Origin of the sequence: Imperialibacter sp. EC-SDR9 (assembly GCF_902498805.1) — a bacterium.
In the GTDB taxonomy this organism is placed as follows: Bacteria; Bacteroidota; Bacteroidia; order Cytophagales; family Cyclobacteriaceae; genus Imperialibacter.
Genome location: NZ_LR701579.1, coordinates 87,619 through 109,111, shown reverse-complemented (window position 1 = coordinate 109,111; position 21,493 = coordinate 87,619). Strand labels below are relative to the sequence as shown.

The 21,493-nt window shown below is 45.9% G+C and carries 23 protein-coding genes; 8 read left to right on the top strand and 15 right to left on the bottom strand.

The features are described from left to right. Positions 1-9: 9 nt before the first annotated feature. The 9 genes from GC130_RS08730 to GC130_RS08695 form a co-directional block, all read right to left on the bottom strand. Complete coding sequence (locus GC130_RS08730) at positions 10-1,107, bottom strand: Gfo/Idh/MocA family protein (protein WP_226940415.1); 1,098 nt, start codon at positions 1,105-1,107, stop codon at positions 10-12. Between the two features lie 156 nt (positions 1,108-1,263). After that, on the bottom strand, positions 1,264-2,106 hold the full coding sequence (locus tag GC130_RS08725) for an endonuclease/exonuclease/phosphatase family protein (RefSeq protein ID WP_151997904.1): 843 nt from the start codon (positions 2,104-2,106) through the stop codon (positions 1,264-1,266). A gap of 214 nt (positions 2,107-2,320) precedes the next feature. Beyond that, positions 2,321-3,679, bottom strand: coding sequence for a M24 family metallopeptidase (locus GC130_RS08720; RefSeq protein ID WP_151997903.1), 1,359 nt, complete (start codon positions 3,677-3,679; stop codon positions 2,321-2,323). A 188-nt stretch (positions 3,680-3,867) separates the two neighbouring features. Further along, the gene (locus GC130_RS08715) at positions 3,868-4,761 is read right to left on the bottom strand and encodes a virulence RhuM family protein (protein ID WP_226940414.1); all 894 of its coding nucleotides are present in this window, start codon (positions 4,759-4,761) and stop codon (positions 3,868-3,870) included. Positions 4,762-4,856: 95 nt separating this feature from the next. Further along, on the bottom strand, positions 4,857-4,979 hold the full coding sequence (locus GC130_RS29075; protein WP_255471519.1) for a hypothetical protein: 123 nt from the start codon (positions 4,977-4,979) through the stop codon (positions 4,857-4,859). A gap of 384 nt (positions 4,980-5,363) precedes the next feature. After that, a complete protein-coding gene (locus tag GC130_RS08710) occupies positions 5,364-6,062 on the bottom strand; it encodes a hypothetical protein (RefSeq protein WP_151997901.1) in 699 nt (232 codons plus the stop codon). Between the two features lie 42 nt (positions 6,063-6,104). Continuing rightward, positions 6,105-6,698, bottom strand: coding sequence for a hypothetical protein (locus tag GC130_RS08705; RefSeq protein ID WP_151997900.1), 594 nt, complete (start codon positions 6,696-6,698; stop codon positions 6,105-6,107). 1,279 nt (positions 6,699-7,977) lie between these two features. Further along, a complete protein-coding gene (locus tag GC130_RS08700) occupies positions 7,978-8,328 on the bottom strand; it encodes a helix-turn-helix transcriptional regulator (RefSeq protein WP_151997899.1) in 351 nt (116 codons plus the stop codon). A 371-nt stretch (positions 8,329-8,699) separates the two neighbouring features. Further along, positions 8,700-9,260, bottom strand: a complete 561-nt coding sequence (locus GC130_RS08695; RefSeq protein WP_151997898.1) for an acyl-CoA thioesterase — start codon at positions 9,258-9,260, stop codon at positions 8,700-8,702. Positions 9,261-9,436: 176 nt separating this feature from the next. Here GC130_RS08695 and GC130_RS08690 point away from each other — a divergent pair, with 176 nt between their 5' ends. The 5 genes from GC130_RS08690 to GC130_RS08670 are packed head-to-tail and all read left to right on the top strand — an operon-like array spanning position 9,437 to position 13,580. Then, positions 9,437-10,711 carry a dicarboxylate/amino acid:cation symporter gene (locus tag GC130_RS08690; protein WP_151997897.1) on the top strand — a complete coding sequence of 425 codons (1,275 nt, stop codon included), beginning with the start codon at positions 9,437-9,439 and terminating at the stop codon, positions 10,709-10,711. Positions 10,712-10,723: 12 nt separating this feature from the next. After that, on the top strand, positions 10,724-11,227 hold the full coding sequence (locus tag GC130_RS08685; RefSeq protein ID WP_151997896.1) for a hypothetical protein: 504 nt from the start codon (positions 10,724-10,726) through the stop codon (positions 11,225-11,227). Positions 11,228-11,237: 10 nt separating this feature from the next. Next, the gene (locus GC130_RS08680; RefSeq protein WP_226940413.1) at positions 11,238-11,837 is read left to right on the top strand and encodes a pseudouridine synthase; all 600 of its coding nucleotides are present in this window, start codon (positions 11,238-11,240) and stop codon (positions 11,835-11,837) included. A 50-nt stretch (positions 11,838-11,887) separates the two neighbouring features. Beyond that, on the top strand, positions 11,888-12,124 hold the full coding sequence (locus tag GC130_RS08675) for a UPF0175 family protein (protein ID WP_151997895.1): 237 nt from the start codon (positions 11,888-11,890) through the stop codon (positions 12,122-12,124). 58 nt (positions 12,125-12,182) lie between these two features. Next, positions 12,183-13,580, top strand: coding sequence for an rRNA methyltransferase (locus GC130_RS08670; RefSeq protein ID WP_151997894.1), 1,398 nt, complete (start codon positions 12,183-12,185; stop codon positions 13,578-13,580). 50 nt (positions 13,581-13,630) lie between these two features. Here the strand turns inward: GC130_RS08670 and GC130_RS08665 are convergent, their stop codons facing one another. Further along, complete coding sequence (locus GC130_RS08665; RefSeq protein ID WP_151997893.1) at positions 13,631-14,761, bottom strand: Fic family protein; 1,131 nt, start codon at positions 14,759-14,761, stop codon at positions 13,631-13,633. A gap of 133 nt (positions 14,762-14,894) precedes the next feature. Between GC130_RS08665 and GC130_RS08660 the strand changes: the two genes are divergently transcribed. Further along, a complete protein-coding gene (locus tag GC130_RS08660; protein WP_151997892.1) occupies positions 14,895-15,035 on the top strand; it encodes a hypothetical protein in 141 nt (46 codons plus the stop codon). Positions 15,036-15,170: 135 nt separating this feature from the next. Here the strand turns inward: GC130_RS08660 and GC130_RS08655 are convergent, their stop codons facing one another. Further along, on the bottom strand, positions 15,171-16,637 hold the full coding sequence (locus tag GC130_RS08655; protein ID WP_151997891.1) for a hypothetical protein: 1,467 nt from the start codon (positions 16,635-16,637) through the stop codon (positions 15,171-15,173). A 325-nt stretch (positions 16,638-16,962) separates the two neighbouring features. Between GC130_RS08655 and GC130_RS08650 the strand changes: the two genes are divergently transcribed. Together GC130_RS08650 and GC130_RS08645 are read left to right on the top strand one after the other, a co-directional pair. Then, on the top strand, positions 16,963-17,367 hold the full coding sequence (locus GC130_RS08650; RefSeq protein WP_151997890.1) for a hypothetical protein: 405 nt from the start codon (positions 16,963-16,965) through the stop codon (positions 17,365-17,367). Positions 17,368-17,611: 244 nt separating this feature from the next. After that, positions 17,612-18,619 carry an IS110 family transposase gene (locus tag GC130_RS08645; protein WP_151997889.1) on the top strand — a complete coding sequence of 336 codons (1,008 nt, stop codon included), beginning with the start codon at positions 17,612-17,614 and terminating at the stop codon, positions 18,617-18,619. 34 nt (positions 18,620-18,653) lie between these two features. On the opposite strand, the gene GC130_RS08640 is transcribed toward GC130_RS08645, so the two are convergent. The 4 genes from GC130_RS08640 to GC130_RS08625 form a co-directional block, all read right to left on the bottom strand. Continuing rightward, on the bottom strand, positions 18,654-19,061 hold the full coding sequence (locus GC130_RS08640; RefSeq protein WP_151997888.1) for a DUF6326 family protein: 408 nt from the start codon (positions 19,059-19,061) through the stop codon (positions 18,654-18,656). A gap of 66 nt (positions 19,062-19,127) precedes the next feature. Further along, positions 19,128-20,189: a serine hydrolase gene (locus tag GC130_RS08635; protein ID WP_151997887.1), complete on the bottom strand. Its 1,062-nt coding sequence runs from the start codon at positions 20,187-20,189 to the stop codon at positions 19,128-19,130. A gap of 35 nt (positions 20,190-20,224) precedes the next feature. Further along, positions 20,225-20,599, bottom strand: coding sequence for a cupin domain-containing protein (locus GC130_RS08630; RefSeq protein ID WP_151997886.1), 375 nt, complete (start codon positions 20,597-20,599; stop codon positions 20,225-20,227). Between the two features lie 71 nt (positions 20,600-20,670). Further along, the gene (locus GC130_RS08625; RefSeq protein WP_151997885.1) at positions 20,671-21,480 is read right to left on the bottom strand and encodes a CPBP family intramembrane glutamic endopeptidase; all 810 of its coding nucleotides are present in this window, start codon (positions 21,478-21,480) and stop codon (positions 20,671-20,673) included. Positions 21,481-21,493 lie beyond the last annotated feature (13 nt).

Genomic DNA, 21,493 nt, shown 5'->3' with positions numbered 1-21,493 from the left:
ATCCCATGTTTACACGGGCATTACCTTTTCTTTCTTACCCGAAGCAATCGACTTGTAGATCGCTTCCACTACCAGCAAGTCCTTCAGGCCTTCATAGCCGTTGACCGGTGATTCCTTGTTCTCTTTCACACAGCGGCTGAAATCGTCCATTTGCAGGGCCTGGTGAACAGTGTGGGGAATGTCCATTTCGCCTTTGCTGGTTTTCCCCTTGATAGGGCCGTAGCCAAATGCCGGCCGGAGCTCCGCCCAGCCTTTTTCGTAGGCCACGTACAGTCTTTCTGTTGATGCCGCATAGGTAGTAGTACAAGTTGCTACCGCACCACTGGGAAATTCCATTTGCCAGGTAATGGTTTCGTCGACTTCCTTGAATTTGACAGGATCGGTTTTGTACTCCTGCGCAGTAACGGCAATTGGCTGTTCGCCCGTGGCATAACGAGCGCCGTTGATGCAGTACACGCCCACATCGTACATGGCACCGCCTCCGGCCAGGGCCTTTTTCAGCCTCCACTGGGTGGGGTCACCAATGCGGAAGCCATCGGCTGCTTCAATCAGCTTGACAGCTCCAAGGTCTTTCTCCCTGGCCAAACGCATGATCTCCTGTGTATGCGGCTCCGAGTGCAGTCGGTACCCAATGGCTAGCTTCACCTTCGCCTTGTCGCAGGCAGCGATCATTTCCCGACATTCAGCGGGGTTGAGTGCCATAGGCTTCTCGCAAATCACATGCTTACCAGCTTTGGCGGCTCTGATGGTGTATTCCTTGTGCATGCTGTTGGGCAGCACCACATAAATGATATCGATGTCGGGGTTGTCCTTGATCTTTTCGAATGTGTCGTAGCCGTAAACATTCTTATCGGCAATATTGTACTTCTCTTTCCATTCGGGAATCTTCGAAGGCGTGCCTGTGACGATTCCGGCCAGGTAACAATCCTCGGTTTTCTCCAGCGCCGGCGCCAGCAGGTTTTTGGCATAGTAGCCAAGCCCCACCAAGGCTATTCCGAGCTTCTTCCCCTGCTTGCGCCGGGGAAATGAAGAGACCGAAGCCAGTGCTGTAGAAGATGGAAAAGTAAGCAGAGAAGCTCCGAGTGCTGCACCAGCACCGAGTTTCATTGTATCTAAAAATTTGCGGCGTGAGTAGGTGGTCATCGAATATCAGTTTTTTTGAACAATCAAGATAGTGAGAATATGAGTTTTTAGACAATGAAGTTACGTAATAGGCAACAAAAAACCCCGCCACAGGAAGGGCTGTGAAAAACCAATGCTCTCTTACCTGAACATCACTTCTGCCATCACCGGCAGGTGGTCACTAGGGTAGCGGTTTTCTTTCGAGTCTGACAACACAGCATACTTTCTCACCAGCACTTTTTCATTGACAAAGATGTAGTCGATGCGGCGGGTGAGGTCAGCGCTGTGGTCGAAACCGTTCCAGGTACCGTAGGGCCCGTAAGGTGGGTTCTCGCTTAAATTACGAGCGTCGGTCAGTCCTTCAGTAAGCGTTTCGTAGGCCTTTGTTTCAGGCTCCGAGTTGAAGTCACCGGTAAGAATCACAGGAAGGTTGCCAGCAATTTCTTTGACCTTTTCGATAATAAGTTTCGATGAGTTAGTCCTGGCCTCCACGCCGATATGGTCGTAATGCGTATTGAAAATGTAAAAGTCTTTTCCCAAATGCCGGTTTTTCATTTTAGCCCAGGAGCACACCCTCACAATGGCTGCATCCCATCCTTTGGAGGGAACGTCGGGAGTATCTGACAACCAGAATGTGCCCGAGTCCATAACCTGAAACAGGTGCTTGTTGTAAAGAATGGCCGAAAACTCACCTTTAGCGATGCCATCGTCTCTGCCCACACCCAGCCAACTATGGTCGGGTAGCCTTTCTTCAAGGTCTTTCAACTGATGAAGAAGTGCTTCTTGCACGCCCACTATTTCAGCCTCATGGAATTTGACGAGGTCAGCAACTGCATCTTTCCTGTTGGGCCAGGCGTTGATGCTGTCGTTGGGCGTGTCGTATCGGAGGTTGAACGACATCACCTTGAAAGAAGGTATTTCTTTCTTCTTGCAGCCTGTGGCTACTATCACTAACAGTAAGGCAATGGCCAAAATATTTTTCATCAGTATACGGTAGGTGGATACAATAAAGCTATAAGTAGCAAGGTGCAAAATTCATTGACGAAGCCCAAGCTATATAATCCGACTTTTTTGTGGGCGGAACAGGATGGTAATTTTGGGTGGCAGGGGTTTTGAGCTTGCTTCGGCTACTCACCTCACCCCGGCCCTCTCCTAAATGGAGAGGGGGTAGCTGCAAGCAGCTTTCCAATTAAGAGATTTACTTCCCATTCGGAAACATAGGCCTCGGAATCACCATCAACTCTTTCTGCCGGCCATCGATATAGCGGAAGCCGGTTTTGTCGAAATAGCCGTCTTCTTCCAGCATGATCCTGATCTCTTTGTTCCATTCCTTGATGAACACGCTGGCGTTGAGCTCAATGGAATAGGCCGTGTTGTGGTACAAGGGATAATCGCCATTGAAAGGCACGCCATCCTGCTGATCCCACATGCCGATGGTGGGGCCGCTGGCATGCCCATAGTAGCCGATGGGGTGTGTATAAATGGAAGGCTTTAAACCCGCAGCTTTTGACTGATCAAGCGCTGCTTTTAAGATTTCATTGCCGCTTTTGCCCACCACAAAGTTGCTGGTGAGGGCGTCCTGCACTTTGTTGCCCTGGGAAAAAGCCTCCTGCAAAAACTTAGGTGGCTCGGTTTCTCCGGGCTTCAGGATATAGGCATGCTGCTGCGTATCTGTGTTGAGGCGCAGGTAGGTGATGCCAAAGTCGGTGTGAATAAGGTCGCCGGGTAAAATGACCTGCTCGCCAGGCCTTTCGGAGAAGCTGCGCAAATGGTCGAAAGATTCAGGATCCTGGCGCTGGATGGAGACTGAGGGGTGGAACCAGGTGTCGAGCTTGAGCTCTTTGATACGCTCCCGCATCCACCATACCACATCGTCGGTGGAGGTAATGCCGGGCTGAATGACTTTGTCGGAGAAAGCCTCCTGAATAATTTGGTGGGCGATGCGCACAATCTGCTGGTACACGATCATTTCGCTTTCGGTGCGTGTTTCCAGCCAGCCGATGGCCAGCTTTTCTGCCGACACCACTTTTTGCTGGAAGTTCTTAGGCAGCACATTCATCAGCTGGTCGTACTCATTGGACGTAATGCCATCTGTTTGCGCAAAGTGCTCCGATTTATTGATGCCTATTTTCTTTGGGTTCTTTTCCTGGATCAGGCGACTCAATGCCTTGAACTGATCGGGTTGAATGGCAGGGTTCCAGGCCATTTTAAAGGCGCTGCCTACGTTGTAGCGGGCAATGGCATAAGTTTCCAGCTCCTTGCCTGCGCCCGGATCATATACCACCAATATGGTGCGGCGACGGGCAGCCAGCCAGGTGGCAGGCAGCATGGTGCGGATCACAGGGTCTTCGTTGTACTCCCTGGCAATGATCAGCCACATATCGAGACCTTCCCGGCGCATGAGGTCGGGCAACACATATTTAATGCGCTCTTCCAGCCAGCGGTCGATCACCTCGGCTTGCTCACGCTGGGTGAGGATTTTAGGGACTGACATGTCCTGCGCCAGCACCTGGCCAGCCATGATTACAGTAAGAAGGAAGGTGAGTATTTTTTGCATATTTCATCGTTTTGCGAAAGCTGACGAAAAAGTGCAAATGAGGCAAAAGAAATTGTTTGGGTGGGGAGGTGTGGTGGTCAATATTTCACCCATTTTGAAATGCGTCCGAGCTAATAGTTCGTCACCAGCGGGGTATCGTGTCACATGATTTTACAGATACTGTCTACGCTTTTTCTGAGCTTTGCCATTTACCTCTTCTTGTTTTTCAGCTCCTTTTCTGTTTTTTCTATTTTTTTGATAAAGTCTTTCTCTACTTGTGAAAGTTCGTTTTGATGGAGCTCTTTGAATTTCTCGTATTCAGCATGTGCTTTATCCAATGCCTTTTGATGGCTCACTTTTCCGGCATGGGAGAGAATGTCATTGCCTGTCATTGTTAGGAAATCATCTAAACGAGCTACCCAATCTTTCATGTGCATGGGTTTGTGATTCAGGGCCTGTAGTTCTGCTATCTCCAAATAGGCCGTTACCATTCTGTTGAGAATGTCCATTTCCTTTGCATTCAGGAAGTTTTTAGCAACCTCAACTTCCTTTTTTGTTGGTTTTTCACCTTTAAAATTGGTAAGCCCTAGATTTGGTTTAGAAGCATCAATCCGTTGGTAAATCACCTCCGCAGCAGTTTGGCCGTGGGCAGCCCAATGCATCTTGTTTTGTACTGTTTTGAAAAAAGTCTGCGATATGTCAGTATTTGGATCATAGTCAATACTCGTTGCATAAATATCAAGCACTTTTCTCCAAAAGATTTTTTCAGAAGAGCGAATATCCCGGATACGGGCGAGCAATTCATCAAAGTAATTGCCACCACCGGCTTCTTTGAGCAACTCATCGTTCATGGTGAAACCTTTCACAATGTACTCACGCAAGCGAGCAGTTGCCCATTGTCTGAACTTGGTGCCTTGCAGGCTTTTCACCCGGTAACCGACAGATATAATGACGTCCAGATTATAAAAATTTGTGGGTTTGGTAGAAAAATCGGAAATCCCGATTTTTCTCATGGATGTTTCCCGGGTTAGTTCACCTTCTTTGTAAATATTCAGGATATGCTCATTAATGGTCGATTTGCCTTTTTGGAAAAGTTCGGCCATTTGCTCAAGAGTTAACCAAACTGTTTCATTCTCCAAGCGAGTTTGAATGCTAGTCTTGCCATCTTGAGTTTGATATATGATGATCTCTGAACTCATTAAGCTCCTGTTTTTTTAAGTTCTGATTCTTTCACTGCTTGAAAGTACTTTTTCTTTTCTCTAAAAATACCATTTACAATTCCCAATGCTGAACCCGGTTGGAAATCTCTTGGATCAGCCATCCATTTTTATCCTTTGTTCGGCTTTCCCGCTTAGCGTCGGGTTGAAACCAGACGACGGGGCTGAGGGACGCCCTTCGGAACAGGGGAAAAAAGGAGGGTAAGTACTTTCTGCATATTTCATCGTTTTGCGAAAGCTGATGAAAAAGTGCAAATGAGGCAAAGAAAATTGTTTGGGTGGGGAGGGTATTGCTCGGATCCTGGCCAATTTTGATTAGGGTACGAGACCGCTAGTGGTACGAGACTCCGTCCGGGTCAAGCCTCGCACTAGCGTTCGCTACTATTGGATGATGCCGCTGCTTGGACTGCTAGTGGGACATTCCAAGCCAGCTACCCTATGATTACCCGTGAAGCCCACATTCATTTTTACCGTTGTTTTAGCCACATTTATTTTAAGAATTTCCCGTTTGAGACTAAGTGAAAGAAAAACTTTATGTGATCAAAAAGCTCCGGATGCGATTTAATGAAATCACTTGCTTCGGAGGAAAACATAGACACTATTGTGCCCATCGCTAGGTTAATCCAATCGATTTTTGGGTATTTCTTATCAACTCGGCTTATCAGATAGTCGATCTTCGCTTCAAGAGATTGGACGACCATCTGATTTTCACCCTGTAGGCTTTCAATTTTTTGCTTGAGCAAAAGTAGCTCTGTTGTGAGCTGACTGACCTCATCCTCATTCAATAATACGTCCTCTGAAAAATCGAACTTCTCTGTTGGTGTGGAGGCAAATTCTTGAATATCATCAAGAAATTCACTGGCTTGGATTTCATCCTGCAAGAGTGCTATCCATGACTTAAATATTATCTTTACATTATCCCAGCCCTTAATTAATTCAAAAGAGGAATATGCTGAATAGTCATTACCTGGAGTAAAATATACATGCCAGCCTCCCATATTTTGGTGCACCGTTTCAAATAAAACATCGTGAAATATCTCAAAAAATAAGCCAGTGGGTTTATGGATTAATCGACTATATTCTTTTCCAGCATTTGCAACTTGGACTTCTTCAAAGTTGCCCCAGTCAATAGAGTTGGATAGCACTATCTCTGCCAGTTCCTTCTCTTGTTTAGGGGTTAATTTCATATATCGCGTCAATTAGAACCTTTGCTACATAAAGTATTTGAGCTAGCCTTTACTTGAAATTTCTACATTCTCCGAAAACTGAAAAATTTGATTGTCAGTCTCAATTTTAAAATCAGCAAGAACTCCTTTTGCTATTTTTATTCTTTTCAAATCCATTACAACATTAAACAACGATCTCCTTTTAAATAGTCGTTGGGCAAAATTCTGTCTGTTTGATAATGTGAATTGGAGCCGTACTTTTTCTCCTGTTGGGAAAGACAAATTCTCTCCAGTGAAGTCATTATTTAATTGGTCGTCAAAAGTACGCAAATCAATGATGCAGCCATTCTTGTAAATATCAAAGTAGTCGACTAGAATTTCCCCAACTACATCTTGAGCTTTCTCATTTCTGAAATCAAACTCAACCCACTTTTCAATAAAATCTTGATTTGGGAGGTTCTTAAGATCTTCTTGTAATTTTTCGATGTGAATAGTTTGAAGTTTTAAGGCATTTTTGTCGGGCTTCCCATCTATCCCAAGAACCTTCATACTAATTAGTTCATGGGCGGTCAGGCTACTAAGAAACGGCTGGTTTACCTCCATGAATCGATCCTCCGAATAAAATACTCTATAACGTCCAATTTTATAGTATGCCATTCATGTATGCGATTTTATGCAACGAACGAATATACACAATTACGTTCACTTTCATTATAGCCACAAAAGGCCTAAACTGCTCTATTTTGCCTAATAAGGTCCATTGCCCATTTTTAGGTGTCTAGAGATGCTTACAAATGCCTAAAAACGGCCCGTTGGAAGCCAGGCCTTTCGGGGCGATACCCGGGAGGTTACAGTGTGCGGCCGGAAAGTTGCTGCTCTGTTAACTGTCGGCACTTTTCCAGATGGCCGAGGCTTGCCAGTTGCCCAGGCCAGCGAGTCAGAGGTTCCCTCTTAGAGATTCTCTCTCAGAGACTCGTTTTTATTGTCAATCCGCAGGGCTCTGGGGAACTCTACGGATAGTAAGGTTCAGACCAACACCAATAAGAACTTCTGGAGCATTCTTAACCGTTGGGCTGTATAGGACTTACCGCCAGTAAGTGAGAAGCACATTGAAAGACACCTTGACGAGTTTTCAGCCCGATTCAATACAAGGGATATTACCGAACGGGACAGGTTTAATAAATTCTTGAAGGACTCAGAAAGCGTACTGACATACAAAAGATTGATAGGGGCTGAATAATCAGCCCTTTTCTCATTTATGCGCCCTCCTCTAATAGTAACAATCCCCGTTTTACACATTGAAAATGTAAGTTATACTTTACAAAAGCAAAATATTATTTCGTTTTGTGGGTTATATTAACATCATATGCAGTACAATATTCTATTTTTGTTCCTGAAAGTTTTGGAGTGAATTGGGAAAAGATGCAACTTTGCAAACAGAAAAGGCGCCCGTTGTGTGGTGCGCCCCTCTGAGTCAAATAATACCCTCTGTGTAACCGGCTCTACTACCGTTGTATGGATAGTAACCGAGATAAGCAGAGTACTAATCGGTCTGGTCGAAGCCATTCTCATTAAATGGAAATGAGATGGGGTGTAGAAAACTCTAACAGACCTTTTTATAGTTGGATCAAAATTAAGGCTGCTCACAATGTGGGTGGCCTTTCTTACTTCAAAGGTAGTATTTCCCGCTATCAGGCCAAAACCTTTCTAATATGTAGGTTCCCTAAAAACGGATCAGCCGGAGGGCCGGGGCTATCAGGAGGTCGCTGAGCCACCAGAAATACTTGTGGGTGATTGGGTCGCTGGTCCTTTTGCCTCTGGGCTCTTGCCGGGCAGATTCTCACGTCGTCATGCTCTGCTTTGCGCCGCATGGCTCCTCAGAATGACGTGGCGAGGCGGTGGGCTGCCCCCTGCCAGCTTCCCACGCCCTCCTGCCCTACTCCCCTTCCTTCTTTTCCTTTGCCAGCTTCCTGAGCTCTTCCAGGGGCAGATTGTGCAGGGCTGTGAGCCACTCCACGGCCTGCTGCTCGTCGTCTTTGCGGGCCAGCCGGTGCAAGGCATGGCCGGGCGGCACCACCTCCCGGCCGGGCGAGAAGCGAAACAGGTCGTTGGGTGTGCAGTTGAGTAAATGGCATAGCTTTTCTATGTGATCGAGGCGGATGGCACGGATTTGCTCATTGGCCATTTTGTGTGCCAGGTTGGGCGAAATGCCATTCCGAACCAGGTAACCATAGGGCTGCCTGATCCAACGTACCCGAAGCACCTGCAGTAAGTTGAAAGTAAGCATGAGTTTGTCTTTTAGTATAAAAAATTTACCTTTTGTGCATGAACTACCCACTTAAAAGAATAGTCATTCCACTTAAATGGTAAGTAATTTAATCAAAAAGATAACTCTCCTGAATAAAAATTATAGGAAAATACTCTATAAAAATAGTGTTTTCACTCAAAAACAAGGTGATACCACCGAAAAGATAAGTAAGTGTAGCAAAAAGGAAGGTATTACGATTTAATTTCTGGCTTATCTTTCCTTAAGCAGTAGTTTGATCAACAAAAAGCAAAGTAAGTTCAATCAGATACAAGGTTTCTCGATACAAATACTTGCTCAGTAGGGTGTTAGGGTGTTTTTATTCCTTGCGCCATTAGAAGCTCCGTCAAGCTTCATTTGGCGGCGAAAGCTATCTCGCACCTTTCCTTCTCCAGCAACGACACCACATTCTCCAGCTGAAAAACCTTTTTGGTTGCCTGCATCCTTTCAGCGGCTTCCTTCTTCAGGTCTTTTCGGTGGATAGCTTCCACAAATCTCCTGACCTCCTCTTTGTCGGACAGAATGAGAGCGGGCACTGTGGTCAGCTTATCGTTGTCGTCTTTGGCCACCATGGTAAAGTAGCTGTTGTTGGTATGCTTCACCACGCCCTCCTTTACGTTCTCAGCCACTACGTGAATGCCCACCACCATGGAAGAATTGCCCACGTAGTTGATGGATGCCTTCAGCGACACCAGGTCGCCCACTTCCACCGGCTGGAGAAAGTCGACGGTATCGACTGACACCGTGACGCAATAAGCACCTGAATGCTTGGTGGCGCAGGCATAGGCTACTTTGTCCATGAGCGACAGCAGAATGCCGCCGTGGATTTTGCCGCCGAAGTTGGCGTATGAAGGGATCATGAGCTCGGTGATGGTCACCTGAGAGTAAGCAACGGTTCTGGGATGTATGGCCATTTTGCGAAAGTCTTATTTGAGAATGCCAACGCCCGACAGGCTACCGTTGGCACTCAACTTTTCACCCAAATTAACTAATATTCCTTCCGTAAAAAATAATTCACTGCGCCGCAAATCAACGGATCGGGCAATCCCATATCTTTCCGCATTTATACACCATCAACCGTTGACCCTGAATGAAAAAACTCGCTCTTCACTGGCAGATTATTATTGGAATGATCGCCGGCGTTCTGGCAGGACTTTTGGCCGGATCTCTTGGCACCTCTGCATTTATCAAGGTTTGGATAAGCCCCTTCGGCACCATTTTTATCAACCTCCTCAAGCTGATCGCCGTGCCGCTGGTGCTGGTGAGCCTCATTGTGGGCATGAGCAACCTGAAAGACATCAGCAGGCTTAGCAGAATGGGTACGAAGACCTTTGTTTTGTTTCTTTTCACCACCATTCTGGCCATTACCATTGGCCTCCTCACTGTGAACATCATCAATCCCGGCCTTTCTTTCTCCCCCGAAAAGCGGGAAGAGCTGAAGGCGATGTACTCTTCGAAAGTGGAAGAAAGGAGTGCGATGGCACAGGATTTTCAAACCAAGGGGCCGTTGCAGTTTGTGGTGGATGCCGTGCCGGAAAACCTGTTTATGTCGCTGGGCGATAACAAGCGAATGCTGCAGGTGATTTTCTTTGCCCTTATTTTTGGCGTTGCCATGGTGATGCTGCCCGAAAAGCAGACGGATACTGTCCGTAAGTTTTTTCTGGAAGCCAATGACATTGTGCTGAAAATCGTGGACATCATCATGAAGTTTGCTCCCTATGGCGTGTTTGCCCTCATGGCAGGCATGGTAGCCGACTTCTCAAGCGGCGGTGGGGTGCTTGAGCTGTTTCAGGCACTGGGGCTTTATTCCTTTGCCGTGATTTTCGGGCTTTTCATGATGCTGCTGCTGGTGTATCCGTTGATGCTCAAAATATTTACCAAAATCCCGGTGAAGAAGTTTTATCAGGACATTCTTCCGGCGCAGATGCTGGGCTTCAGCACCAGTTCCAGCGCAGCGGCGCTGCCGGTAACTATGAAGTGCAGCGAAGAAAAGCTTGGCCTCAGGGAAGAGGTGACGAGCTTCTGCCTGCCGATTGGCGCCACAGTGAACATGGACGGCACCAGCCTTTATCAGGCAGTGGCGGCGGTCTTCATTGCTCAGGCCTTTGGCGTTGACCTGAGCCTGGGCCAGCAGCTAACGATTGTGGTCATGGCCACGCTGGCCTCTATTGGTGCTGCCCCGGTTCCTGGTGCAGGCATGGTGATGCTGATTGTGATTTTGCAAAGCGTAGGGCTGAATGCTGAAGGCCTGGGGCTTATTTTTGCTGTCGACAGGATACTCGACATGTTTCGCACGGTGGTCAACATCACCAGCAATGTGACCGTGGCGGCCATCGTTGACCGGATGGAATACAAGCAAACCTAAACATCATTTGTTATGTTTGAGAAAGTATTGGCATTACTTTCTCAAACAATAAAAATGACGCTCAAAAAATACCTTACCATTCTCCGGCTGGTTTACATTTCTCTCATGTCAACCCTGGCCCTGTTCACGATGGTTTCTTTCTTCGTTTTTTTCTCCGGCGAGGGGGCAACGATTATTCCCACGGGACTGCCGAAATATGCTATCCTTGCGGTGGCGCTGGCGGCACTGGCAGGGTGGACTTTCACAGGGAAGCTGCTGAAGGCTGATCCTACTATTCCTTTGCAGCAAAGGTTGCAGTCGTGGTACAACTACAAAGTGATCAGAGGGGCTGTGCTGGAAACGGTGGGACTGATTGGCGTGGTGGGCGCCATTGTCACCTACGATCCGATATACTTCCTGGCGCCTATCTTCATTTTCAGCGTATTATTCACTGTTTTGCCTTCAGAAAGACGCATTCAGATTGACCTTGCCCTGAGTGAGGAAGAAATGGAAGAGTTGAAAAAACTGAATCAATAAAAAAAGATCGGTGGCGGGAAAAGAGCATTTGTACTTCATCATTCACAAGCCCTATGGTGTGCTGAGCCAGTTCACCGACGAAGACGGCAACCCTGGCCTGGGCACTCTGTTCAAGCTGCCGAAGGATGTGTACCCGGTAGGCAGGCTGGATACAGACAGCGAGGGTTTGTTGATTCTCACCAACGACAAGTCACTTAATGCGAGGTTGCTCCACCCAAAGTATCAGCACCAGAGAACTTATTGGGTGGAAGTGGAAGGAACTGTGCAGCATAAAGCCCTGGAAGACTTGGCCAAAGGCCCAACTATTCGAATCAAAGGGAAAGAACATCGTAGCCTGCCTGTGGAGGCTAAAATTGTAGTGGCATCTGACAAGCTGGCTGAAAGGAACCCACCTGTCAATCACAAAAAATATACGGAAACTACCTGGCTGGAGTTGAAACTTACCGAAGGGAAGAACCGGCAGGTGCGGCGGATGACGGCGGCAGTGGGGCATCCTACGTTGCGATTGGTAAGGGTGGCGATTGAAGAGCTTGGCCTCTTTCCGCTGAAGTCGGGAGAAATCAGTCAGGTGTCGGCTGGGGTATTGATGAGGAAGTTACATTTGGGGTGATGGTGGAAAGTCACCCATCAATTCAAAGGCTTTTTTGTGAATTTGTACAAATGAAAACGATCACTCTAAATAATATACCAGACGATATCGATGAAAAAGAGGTATCGATGATTGTGGCTGCAAAGCTGTTTGATCAAGGAAAATTATCGTCCGGTCAGGCGGCGGCTATCGCAGGGATTTCCAAACGGGAGTTTATCGAGACTGTGGGAGAATATGGTGTCTCCGTGTTTCAACAATCGGCAGAAGACTTGCTTAATGATGTTGAAAATGCTGCGAGGAGAAAATAACGATGGAAAATAGCTTTAGACCTCCGTACATTGCTTACCACCATGCCGAGAGCTGCAAATGAAAACTAACTTCCCCGCATCATTTTCGAACAGGCTGCAAGCACAAATGGGAGCCGAGGCATCGTTGCTGCTTGAGGCTTTGGCTACTGACTCCCCTACCTCCATCCGTATCAACACAGCGAAGTTTCATGCTCCGGTGCAGCTGGAAAAAGTGCCGTGGTCGACCAATGGGTACTACCTGCAGGAAAGGCCCTCCTTTACCCTCGATCCGCTGATGCATGCCGGCGCCTACTATGTGCAGGAAGCCAGCTCCATGTTTTTGGAAGAGGTGGTGAAGCAGTCGGTAGATCTTTCTCAACCCCTGAGAGTGCTCGACTTGTGCGCAGCTCCTGGTGGCAAATCCACGCTGCTGGCTTCGCTGCTCAGCAAAGAATCCCTGCTAGTCTCTAACGAGGTGATCAAAAGCCGGGCGGAGATACTGGCCGAAAACATAACCAAATGGGGCGCTCCGAATGTGATTGTGAGCAACAACGACCCCAGGGACTTCGACAGGCTGGAAGGCTTCTTTGACCTGATAGTTGTGGATGCCCCGTGCTCCGGCGAAGGGCTGTTCCGTAAAGACCCCAATGCCATCAACGAGTGGTCGCCTGACAATGCCAACCTGTGCTCCGACAGACAGCGAAGGATTTTGATGGATGTGTGGCCGGCGCTGAAGCCCGGCGGCGTGCTGATATACAGCACGTGCACCTACAACCACGCCGAAAACGAGCAAAACATCCAGTGGCTGTCAGAGCAAACGGAGTTGGAGCCCGTCAGCCTGTCGGTAGACGCCGGGCTGAACATCAGGGAAGTGCCGGCTGCCAACAATGTGGTGGGTTACCAGTTTATGCCTCACCTGGTAAAAGGAGAAGGCTTTTTTGTATGTGCCGTAAGGAAGCTGGATGGCGATGAATGGCAGACTCCGAGAAAAGATAAGTTTCCGCTGGCCCCCACCGGCAAAAAGGAACAGGCAGAAGTAGCTCCCTGGCTGACTGACGACCGAGACTATTTCCAGCACTATGAAAACATCCTGGCTTTTCCACCGGGCGACAACACTGCCTGGGGAGCAGTGATCCGGGAGCTACATATTGTGCAAGCCGGTGTGCTGGTGGCTGAAATCAAAAAGAAGAACCTCGTGCCTGCTCCTGCCCTGGCGCTCTCAACTATTTTCAAGAAAGACACTTTCCCGACTTGGGAGCTAGAGCTTCGCCAAGCCTTGCAGTACCTGCGCAAAGAGGAATGGCCCATCGACAGAGAAAAAGACGGCTGGCACCTGATGTGTTACGAGCAGTTGCCTTTGGGCTGGATCAAACGTATTGCTACCCGGTTTAATAACTACTATCCGCTGCATTGGAGAATCAGGATGGAGCTGCCTGTGGAGTTGCCTGGAACTGGCTTTTTTAGTGCTAAAAATTAGCTGCATTGTAGATCCACCGATCCAAACAGTCGGGTCCTTATGGAAAGACACTATGCTGAGAGTATTCGGTACAATTCAATGTTTAGGTAGTAGTGATGACCTTCGATTTCTTTCTTCTCCATCACCTCCATTTCGCACAGCCTATTCAAGTAATCTCTTGCCGTATTCTCGGCATACAGCCCGGCTTCAACAAGATGTTTCACCTTTGTAAAGGGTTGAGAAAATAAGAGCTCTACCAGACCTTCCGGACTGCGGAATTTCCGATCACCCCTCTTTACAAATTCCAAAATTGAATCTCTCGCCGACATAATTTCATTGATCTTATGAAAAGTTAGATTCGAAGTATGCTCCACTGCCCTCATCATAAAAAGCAACCAGTCTGTCCAGTTTGCTCGTTGAGAAACTCCCATTAACCCTGCATAATAATCCTCCTTGTGATCCAGTATATATCTGCTAAGAAAGAGTATGGGCACATCCAGTAGCCCTTTGTTAGTTAAATAATGAATATTGAATAAGCGCCCTGTCCTACCATTTCCATCACGAAAAGGATGAATAGCTTCGAACTGAAAATGGGCGATCGCCATTTTTAGTATATCATCAATTCTATATTTCTCATCATTATTGAGGAAGTTTACCAGATTGTCTAGCTTATCCTTAATAGCGGCAATACCTCTCGGAGGGGTATAAATCACCTGACCAGCATTGGGCCCAGAGCCTCCCTGTCTTATAGTTGTATTCAGGAAATCAGGGCGAATCCCTTCCCTGGTTTGTTTTATCACCTGAAACCCCTGAATGAAATACTCTTGATTGAATTGGCCTGTTTTTTTTAAATAGTGATGGCCAGACCAAAGTGCCTCCCGATACCTCAGCACTTCTTTGGATGCTCCTGTCGACTCGGTATTTTGATCGCTAAATGCTTTATACAACTCATCGTCCGTTGTAAATATATTCTCGATGGCACTCGAAATCTTTGCTTCCTGCAAGCTTATTGTATTTATCAATAAGCCTTGATTGGGTATAATTGCACTACGTCCATGAAGCCTGGCCAGCGCCGCCTTTGCATCTCCAAGTTTCTCTAACACTTCTATCGTATGATGGAGCTCCTTCCTGATGGGTAATGAAGGAATATCATTCCATGGAACACTTCTATCTGGGTTGATTGGATAAAGTATCTCTGGCATTAATTAATCCGTTTTTTAATGTTTACAAGAATTCTAGCCTTAAATTTACACTTTAATCACTTATCAAACATTAAAAATGCATACCTTTTAATGTCTACCCTGGTTTTGGCATTAAGAAGAAGGCTGGCACCTGATGTGCTACCAGCAGCTGCCCCTTGGGTGGACCAAACGAATAGCTACCAGGTTCAACAACTACTATCCGTTGCATTGGAGGATCAGGATGGAGCTGCCTGGGGAGTTGCCAAAGGTTGGTTTGTTGGACGCAGGCAACTAAGGAAGGTGATGATTTTGCCGGGCTGAAGGCAAGGCCATGTGTGAAGATGTGTGAAGACACACATGAAAACGGCTTTGGTAGAAAAAATGGACTGCTGGCAGCCAAAGTGCTACCAGCATCCAATAAGCCCAACAACTATTTGATTGAATCGCCTTTGTAGACAGTCATTTCCAATAGCTCATATTGCTTGCCTATTTCTTCAGGATCAGGGCCTGGTAAGTGCCTTAAATGCCTGTCGAAAAATGAGGTGGTTAGCTTAGTGACAATTTCCATTCCCTGATAAGGGTCAATGTCGCCAGTACCAGCAAGCGATTGAACAGGGATCATGAAGGGAATATCCATAAAGTTCGGATGCCCAGATTTCAAGAGCTTGCTCTCGTAGAAGTAGTCCGTGCTCTTGTTGAGATAAATATGGGAGTTAACATCTTCATGTTCCTCTGGCCAATCCGCCGAAATATAGAGGAAAGGGATATGGTAGGTGCTATCGATCGTGTTGCCCCATGAAATGCCATCCAAATTTGCTGCTGCCTTTATCCGGCCGTCTGTAGTAGCCACCACACCTGCTGCCCCACCACCTACTGAATGCCCAAAAACGCCTATTTGATTCAGATTCAGTTTACCTTTCAGTGCACCGTCGGTGTTCCACTTTTCCAGCAGATCCAACGTATATATCATGTCTTCAGCCCATCGATCATTTACTCCGGCCATGAAATAATTCTTGGATGCTTCCCGCACAATAGGATGCCTTTCCTCATAACTCAGGCCACTTTTGAATGCTTCGATCAGCGGCTCGACCACTGGCTGGGATCCGGCAGAAATTTCGTTCTGGAAGTCATAATCAAAGTACTTTACCCTGCCATCCGGAAAAGTAGCCCCAAGGCTTTCGTAGGTATGATTCATGTTGATGATCACATATCCCTGGCTGGCCACCTCGGTCAACAAAGCATAGTATCCCGTTGCTTTTGACCCATAGCCATGAGAAAAAATCAACACAGGGAAGGGCCCATCCGCTACCGGAATATCCGGATAGACGTAAGTTTTTACCCGATCAAGGTAATTGAGCGCTGAAGGTGGCAGGCCATACTTAACGGAGAAGCCAGCCCGGCTTCCTTCATCTACATACTTCTCGCCTTTCAGCGATAAGACTTCCACATCGCCTGGATACCAGATTTTATACATTAGTTCTCGCTTATCGGTAGCATCTTTGGTGATGATCTCATCCCGCTCAGTTTGCACGTAAACCAATTCTGCACCCACGCTGTAAGGGCCCCGTGGTTCCGGCAAGGAGAAAACAGGGAGGAGCTTTGGAAGTGCCCAACCCGGCAGTAGCAAAACAATCAATCCCAAATACCCGACCACCCTAACAAAGGACACACGGGCAGAGTCAGTAGCATCAACAGCTTTCACCCTCCATCCCACGATAAGCGTAAGCAGATAGGCGGGAAACATTTGCCAGCGCCATCCTTCTACGGTCAGGTGCAAGGCCAGCAACACCCCGAGAAATGCTAAAACGTAGTTAGCCCGAACGTGCCGGACAAGCGGTCTCTTGACGAAAGGCAGTATCGATACAACCAGCAAAAGGGTAATCTCGAAAGTTCTCATGCACCAGTTAAGTTTTGTAGGACAAAAATGTTTATAGCAAAACTAGGGCGAGGGTGGTTCAGATGCGATGTTAAATCCGTGCGCAAACTCGTTATCCGTCGACCAAACCTAACATCGATATCAGTTATTGCCGAAAAATGGGATTTTGCTGGCCCGGTAAGAAGAGTTTTGGCATTAAGAAAAGGGTTGGCACCTGATGTGCAGCAGCAGCTGCCCCCTGGATGAACCAAACCGATTGCTACCCGTTTTAACAACTATTTTCCGCTACTTTTGAGGATAAGTATTGAGCTGCCGGAAGATTTAACTCACTCATTTTTGAACCACCATGCTTAAAAAAATCAATTTCAAACTTGCCGTCCACGCCATGATAGCCCTGCTGTCGCTTGTTTTGGTGTATCACCTCATCATCATCACCGGTCTGATTCCTTATGAAGCCACCTGGGGTGGGCGACTGCAAAACAGAGAACAAATGCTGCGGTTTGAAACTGTCAGCATTGTGGTGAACCTGTTTATTCTTACCGTCATCCTGATCAAAGGAGGCTATTTGAAGCTAAAACTGCCAACTATGATATTAAAGGTTTTGCTTTGGGCGTTTGCTGTGCTTTTCGCTCTCAACACCGTAGGGAACCTGGCCTCCACCAGCGTGCTTGAACTTATCATTTTCACCCCGCTGACAGCGGTTTCGGCAGTCTTTTGTGCGAGGTTGGCGGTGGAGCGGCAAACAGCTTAACTGTGATCTTACAAAGGCGTCATTTCCTTTAGGATTGTAGGGAGAGAAAATTCTAAGAATTGAATTAGATTAATTAGGAAAGAAACTGACAGGGTGAACTATCGTCATTTCTAGATTAGGGATCTACGCTGCGATTGAGTCCCTGTCAGTTTAGATTGAGTAAGTCTCAAATAGAAATTAGGGTAAGACCCATTATCAAGGTATTGAGAAATTCTCGATCAATTAATCACTTAAATCTAAAGGTATGAAATTCAATTGGTTTATTGGAATTGATGTAAGTAAACGAACGCTTGATATCCACTTACGTTATTTGTCTGATCACGTGGAATACCAAAAGATTGATAACACAGCGGCAGGGATCAAGGCTTTCTTGTCACGTTGTAAAGAATTGAAAGTAGACTTTACCGATGCATTGTTTTGCTTAGAGTATACTGGGATTTACAATGAGTTATTGGTCAATACACTATCTAAGAAGAGGCTTCACATCTGGGTTGAGCAGGGCCTTCATGTGAAGAAGTCGTTAGGAATGCAAAGAGGTAAGAATGATAAGGTAGATGCTTCCAGGTTAAGTGAATATGCATTCCGGTTTCAGGATAAATGCAAGCTATGGGAGCCTGTAAGTTCTTCTTTGAAACAACTTAAAGACCTTACAGCACTGCGAAATAGGCTAATTAAAGCCAAAAAACTTCTGAGCGTACCAATAACTGAATTAGCAGAAAATGCCATAAATAAGCAGCACATTTCTCAGATATCAACGCTCAATAGGCCAGTAATTACACAGCTATGCGAGCAGATCAAGCAGGTCGAAAAGGAAATTTCAACTGTGATTACCAATGATCAACGATTACAAGAACTGCAACAAATAATCACCTCAGTGGATGGAATCGGGCCAGTTACGGCCTGGGAGATGATCATCGCAACCAACCAATTCAAATCGATCACAGACGGGCGTAAATTTGCCTGCTATGCTGGAGTAGCTCCCTTTGAATATCAGTCCGGAACCAGCATTAAAGGAAAGCCTAGAGTTAGTCATTTGGCCAATAAGAAGATGAAGCAACTACTCCATCTGTCCGCACTATCGGCCACCGTTATGAAGGGAGAGCTCAATGAATATTACAATAGAAAGGTAGCCGAGGGTAAAAGCAAAATGCTCGTTCTAAACAACATCAGAAACAAAATGATCCTGAGAATATTTGCTTGTGTGAACGAAAATAGAAAATATGAAAAAACTTATATGCCAAGTCTTGCTTAATCCATAGAAATCGTAGTGCCGCTGGATCTCTTGTTTAAATACTAACAGTTACCTCCTCAGGTTTTGTCCAGTTCCAGGCATACCAAACAATTACCATTGTTGTCACAATCTCTATACTTCCAAAAAACAGATAATATGATTTGGGAGTCGCAACAAACATGGTCAAAATCATAATCACAGTTTTTATAGAACCTGCGATAATATTGGCCCAGCGATTAGCTGTGTGTTTCAGCAGTCGGGAAAGGATAACCATCGCTATAGGAATCTCCATTAGAATGGCCCCACTTAATAAGAAATTCTCGTTCATCTCCATGCCATTGACAGTGCCTGTCAAATATTGGCTGAGCAAGCCTGAATCCATGAGCCCCACGACATCACAATACAGATAATTTAGCGTAGCGAATATCCAGAGAGTTGAGAGTAATATTTTTTTATCATTCACGGCAGTTGTGTTGTTTTGTCGTTAATAAGATGAGTACAAAGGCATTCGTGCCAGGCAGGAATGCCTTTATATATTGTGGTCAGCTTTTTTCTTCCTCACTATTTTTTCGACTCGACTATTTATGATTTCCGCCAAACTCCAGTCGTATCCATCAAAATTGGTTGTATTGTTAAATTGAATAATCACTGTATCAATGTCTTTGTGGTATTTGGCAATACTCTGGTAGCCAGGGAGCAGGCCCGTATGTTCGTAAACATAAATGGAGGAATAGATTTCCTGTTCCCCGTCTTTGAACACGGAGCCATCGTTCAATGCCCTCAGGAATTTGCCCACGTCCTCTGCCGTAGCTATCATGGAGCCTGCAGGGCTTATAAATTCATTGTGCTTTAGGTCGCCATCATACCCTACATAATAGCCACTCATTACATCGTCTATATTCACTTCACTAAGCAAACTGTAAGTATTGTTCAGGCGGAGCGGCATCAAAATTTCAGTTTTGATATATTGGTGATGGCTATATCCCAATGTTTTGTCAAGGATGTCGCCTATCAGTAAATAATTCGTATTTGAATAGCCATATGATTCATCAGGCTCAAAGTCCGCAGGCTTGTCCAACACCAACTCAAGATTTTCTCTATTGGCTTTCGGCGGATCCACCCAATAGCCAGCGGTGCGGGAAAAATCGGGAATGCCACTGCGATGCTGCACCATCATTTTCAGGGTAATTTTATCCGCATGTTCAATCCGTCCAACAACCTCTGGGATGTATTCAGCGAGGGTTTTATCCAATGATAGCTGTTTGTCATTGACCAATTTAGCGACGGCTACAGCCACATATAACTTGCTCACACTGGCAATCTTGAACAAAGCTTTTGGGTTGGCGGGAATTTTATCTTTTCGGTCGTGCCAGCCTGCGGCATACAACTCCGGTGGCTTCCCGGCCTGGTCCACGTAAACAATCATTCCATCAAATCCGAGGTCGATTGCTTCACTGACTTGCTCCTGAATGGAATCAGGTAGTGGCATAATCCAGGCCTTTACCAAAATCCATGGCACGAAGTATAGGGAGCCGAAGCTTGCCACAATAAATGCTATTCTGAGTATTCGCTTAGTTTGTTTCTTTTTCATTGCATCATTTTTTCAGGACGGTGCCCGTGCCCCATTTAAATCCATCCCAATTCCTTGACTGTTTTTTCACTTTCCGTTGTGCCAGTATGCAACGTTTCCTTTGGCTCAAAAAGTAGGTTAAATACAATTTCTCCATTTGTGTGCGGCCTGTGCTCCACTCCTTTTGGCACAATCAGGATTTCACCTTCTTTCACTTCAACTGTTCTTCCATCCCTAAAGTCCATCAAAAGAGTGCCTTTAAACACCATAAAAAGCTCATCTTCATTTTCGTGGCTATGCCACACAAAGTCGTCCTTGAGTTTGCATAGCTTGACGTACTGACCATTGAGTTCCCCAATGATGTGAGGAGTCCATTGCTTTTCAAACAATGAAAACTTCTCCATAATGTTGATAGAATTGATTTCCTGCATAGTTTCTTACATTTTAAGTGGTCAATGCTTCTATGATTTTGACGTTCAACACTTACAGCGGACGAAAAGCATCAGAAGCTTTGGCTTAATTTTTCTTGTACTTCCGTTTTATCGATTTTCTTCAGAAGAAGTAGAGCGATAATCAATAAAGGCATAAATATAACTATTGGAGCCATTGACACATTCTGTGATTCTTGCGGCACCTGGCTTTGAAGGCCAGGTAAATTTTGAAGGGAAAACGAGAAATTAATTAACGCATGTGTTATGGCGATGGGAACAAGCTTATTGGTTTTTAGCAGTAATACACCAAAGAAGAACCCAATAAATGTGGCAAAAACAACCTGGACTAGCACTGGCATTAGTGCCCCTTTTTTTAAATAATTGATGAGGTGAAATAAGCCAAAAGCAAGCGAAGGAATGAAAATGCCTGAGAAAATGCCTGATTTTTGGTGAATGTATCTCTTCAGGAAAAACGATTGTAAAACACCTCTGAACAATAGCTCTTCTGCAAAACCTACCGCCAAACAGCTCAGTAATAGAAGGAGTAAGTTTGGTAGTTCTATTTTCGTCAGATCAGCAGCGATTACAGAGGCAAGGCCAAGCAGTACCAGATAAACAGGAATGACATTCAAATATTGACGCTTCCAAGTGTAAATGGCTGAGAGCCCAGCAATAACAGTCAAGTTCCATTTTTTTATAAGCGAGAATCCTAATAGCATTAACACGCTCATTTTCGCTAGCAGGTTGACATATTCAGCCTGAAAGTCTGACAGAGAACATTGTAGGAGTAAGCTTTCAAGTGGAATCATAAAAACTAACCCCACTGCGAGCAGCATGATGGCTGTAAGAAAAAAGGGAGCAATAGTTTTGATGTCTTTCATTGTGCTTTTTTTA

Bases quoted from the DNA above. Each gene is read 5' to 3' on its own strand.
- GC130_RS08720 (WP_151997903.1), bottom strand. From the start codon at position 3,679: ATGCAAAAAATACTCACCTTCCTTCTTACTGTAATCATGGCTGGCCAG.
- GC130_RS08730 (WP_226940415.1), bottom strand. From the start codon at position 1,107: ATGAAACTCGGTGCTGGTGCAGCACTCGGAGCTTCTCTGCTTACTTTT.
- GC130_RS08655 (WP_151997891.1), bottom strand. From the start codon at position 16,637: ATGAGAACTTTCGAGATTACCCTTTTGCTGGTTGTATCGATACTGCCT.
- GC130_RS08725 (WP_151997904.1), bottom strand. From the start codon at position 2,106: ATGAAAAATATTTTGGCCATTGCCTTACTGTTAGTGATAGTAGCCACA.
- GC130_RS29075 (WP_255471519.1), bottom strand. From the start codon at position 4,979: ATGGCTGATCCAAGAGATTTCCAACCGGGTTCAGCATTGGGAATTGTA.
- GC130_RS08645 (WP_151997889.1), top strand. From the start codon at position 17,612: ATGAAATTCAATTGGTTTATTGGAATTGATGTAAGTAAACGAACGCTT.
- GC130_RS08625 (WP_151997885.1), bottom strand. From the start codon at position 21,480: ATGAAAGACATCAAAACTATTGCTCCCTTTTTTCTTACAGCCATCATG.
- GC130_RS08675 (WP_151997895.1), top strand. From the start codon at position 11,888: ATGAAAACGATCACTCTAAATAATATACCAGACGATATCGATGAAAAA.
- GC130_RS08635 (WP_151997887.1), bottom strand. From the start codon at position 20,189: ATGAAAAAGAAACAAACTAAGCGAATACTCAGAATAGCATTTATTGTG.
- GC130_RS08660 (WP_151997892.1), top strand. From the start codon at position 14,895: ATGTGCTACCAGCAGCTGCCCCTTGGGTGGACCAAACGAATAGCTACC.
- GC130_RS08685 (WP_151997896.1), top strand. From the start codon at position 10,724: ATGTTTGAGAAAGTATTGGCATTACTTTCTCAAACAATAAAAATGACG.
- GC130_RS08700 (WP_151997899.1), bottom strand. From the start codon at position 8,328: ATGCTTACTTTCAACTTACTGCAGGTGCTTCGGGTACGTTGGATCAGG.
- GC130_RS08695 (WP_151997898.1), bottom strand. From the start codon at position 9,260: ATGGCCATACATCCCAGAACCGTTGCTTACTCTCAGGTGACCATCACC.
- GC130_RS08670 (WP_151997894.1), top strand. From the start codon at position 12,183: ATGAAAACTAACTTCCCCGCATCATTTTCGAACAGGCTGCAAGCACAA.
- GC130_RS08665 (WP_151997893.1), bottom strand. From the start codon at position 14,761: ATGCCAGAGATACTTTATCCAATCAACCCAGATAGAAGTGTTCCATGG.
- GC130_RS08650 (WP_151997890.1), top strand. From the start codon at position 16,963: ATGCTTAAAAAAATCAATTTCAAACTTGCCGTCCACGCCATGATAGCC.
- GC130_RS08710 (WP_151997901.1), bottom strand. From the start codon at position 6,062: ATGAAATTAACCCCTAAACAAGAGAAGGAACTGGCAGAGATAGTGCTA.
- GC130_RS08705 (WP_151997900.1), bottom strand. From the start codon at position 6,698: ATGGCATACTATAAAATTGGACGTTATAGAGTATTTTATTCGGAGGAT.
- GC130_RS08630 (WP_151997886.1), bottom strand. From the start codon at position 20,599: ATGCAGGAAATCAATTCTATCAACATTATGGAGAAGTTTTCATTGTTT.
- GC130_RS08690 (WP_151997897.1), top strand. From the start codon at position 9,437: ATGAAAAAACTCGCTCTTCACTGGCAGATTATTATTGGAATGATCGCC.
- GC130_RS08715 (WP_226940414.1), bottom strand. From the start codon at position 4,761: ATGGCCGAACTTTTCCAAAAAGGCAAATCGACCATTAATGAGCATATC.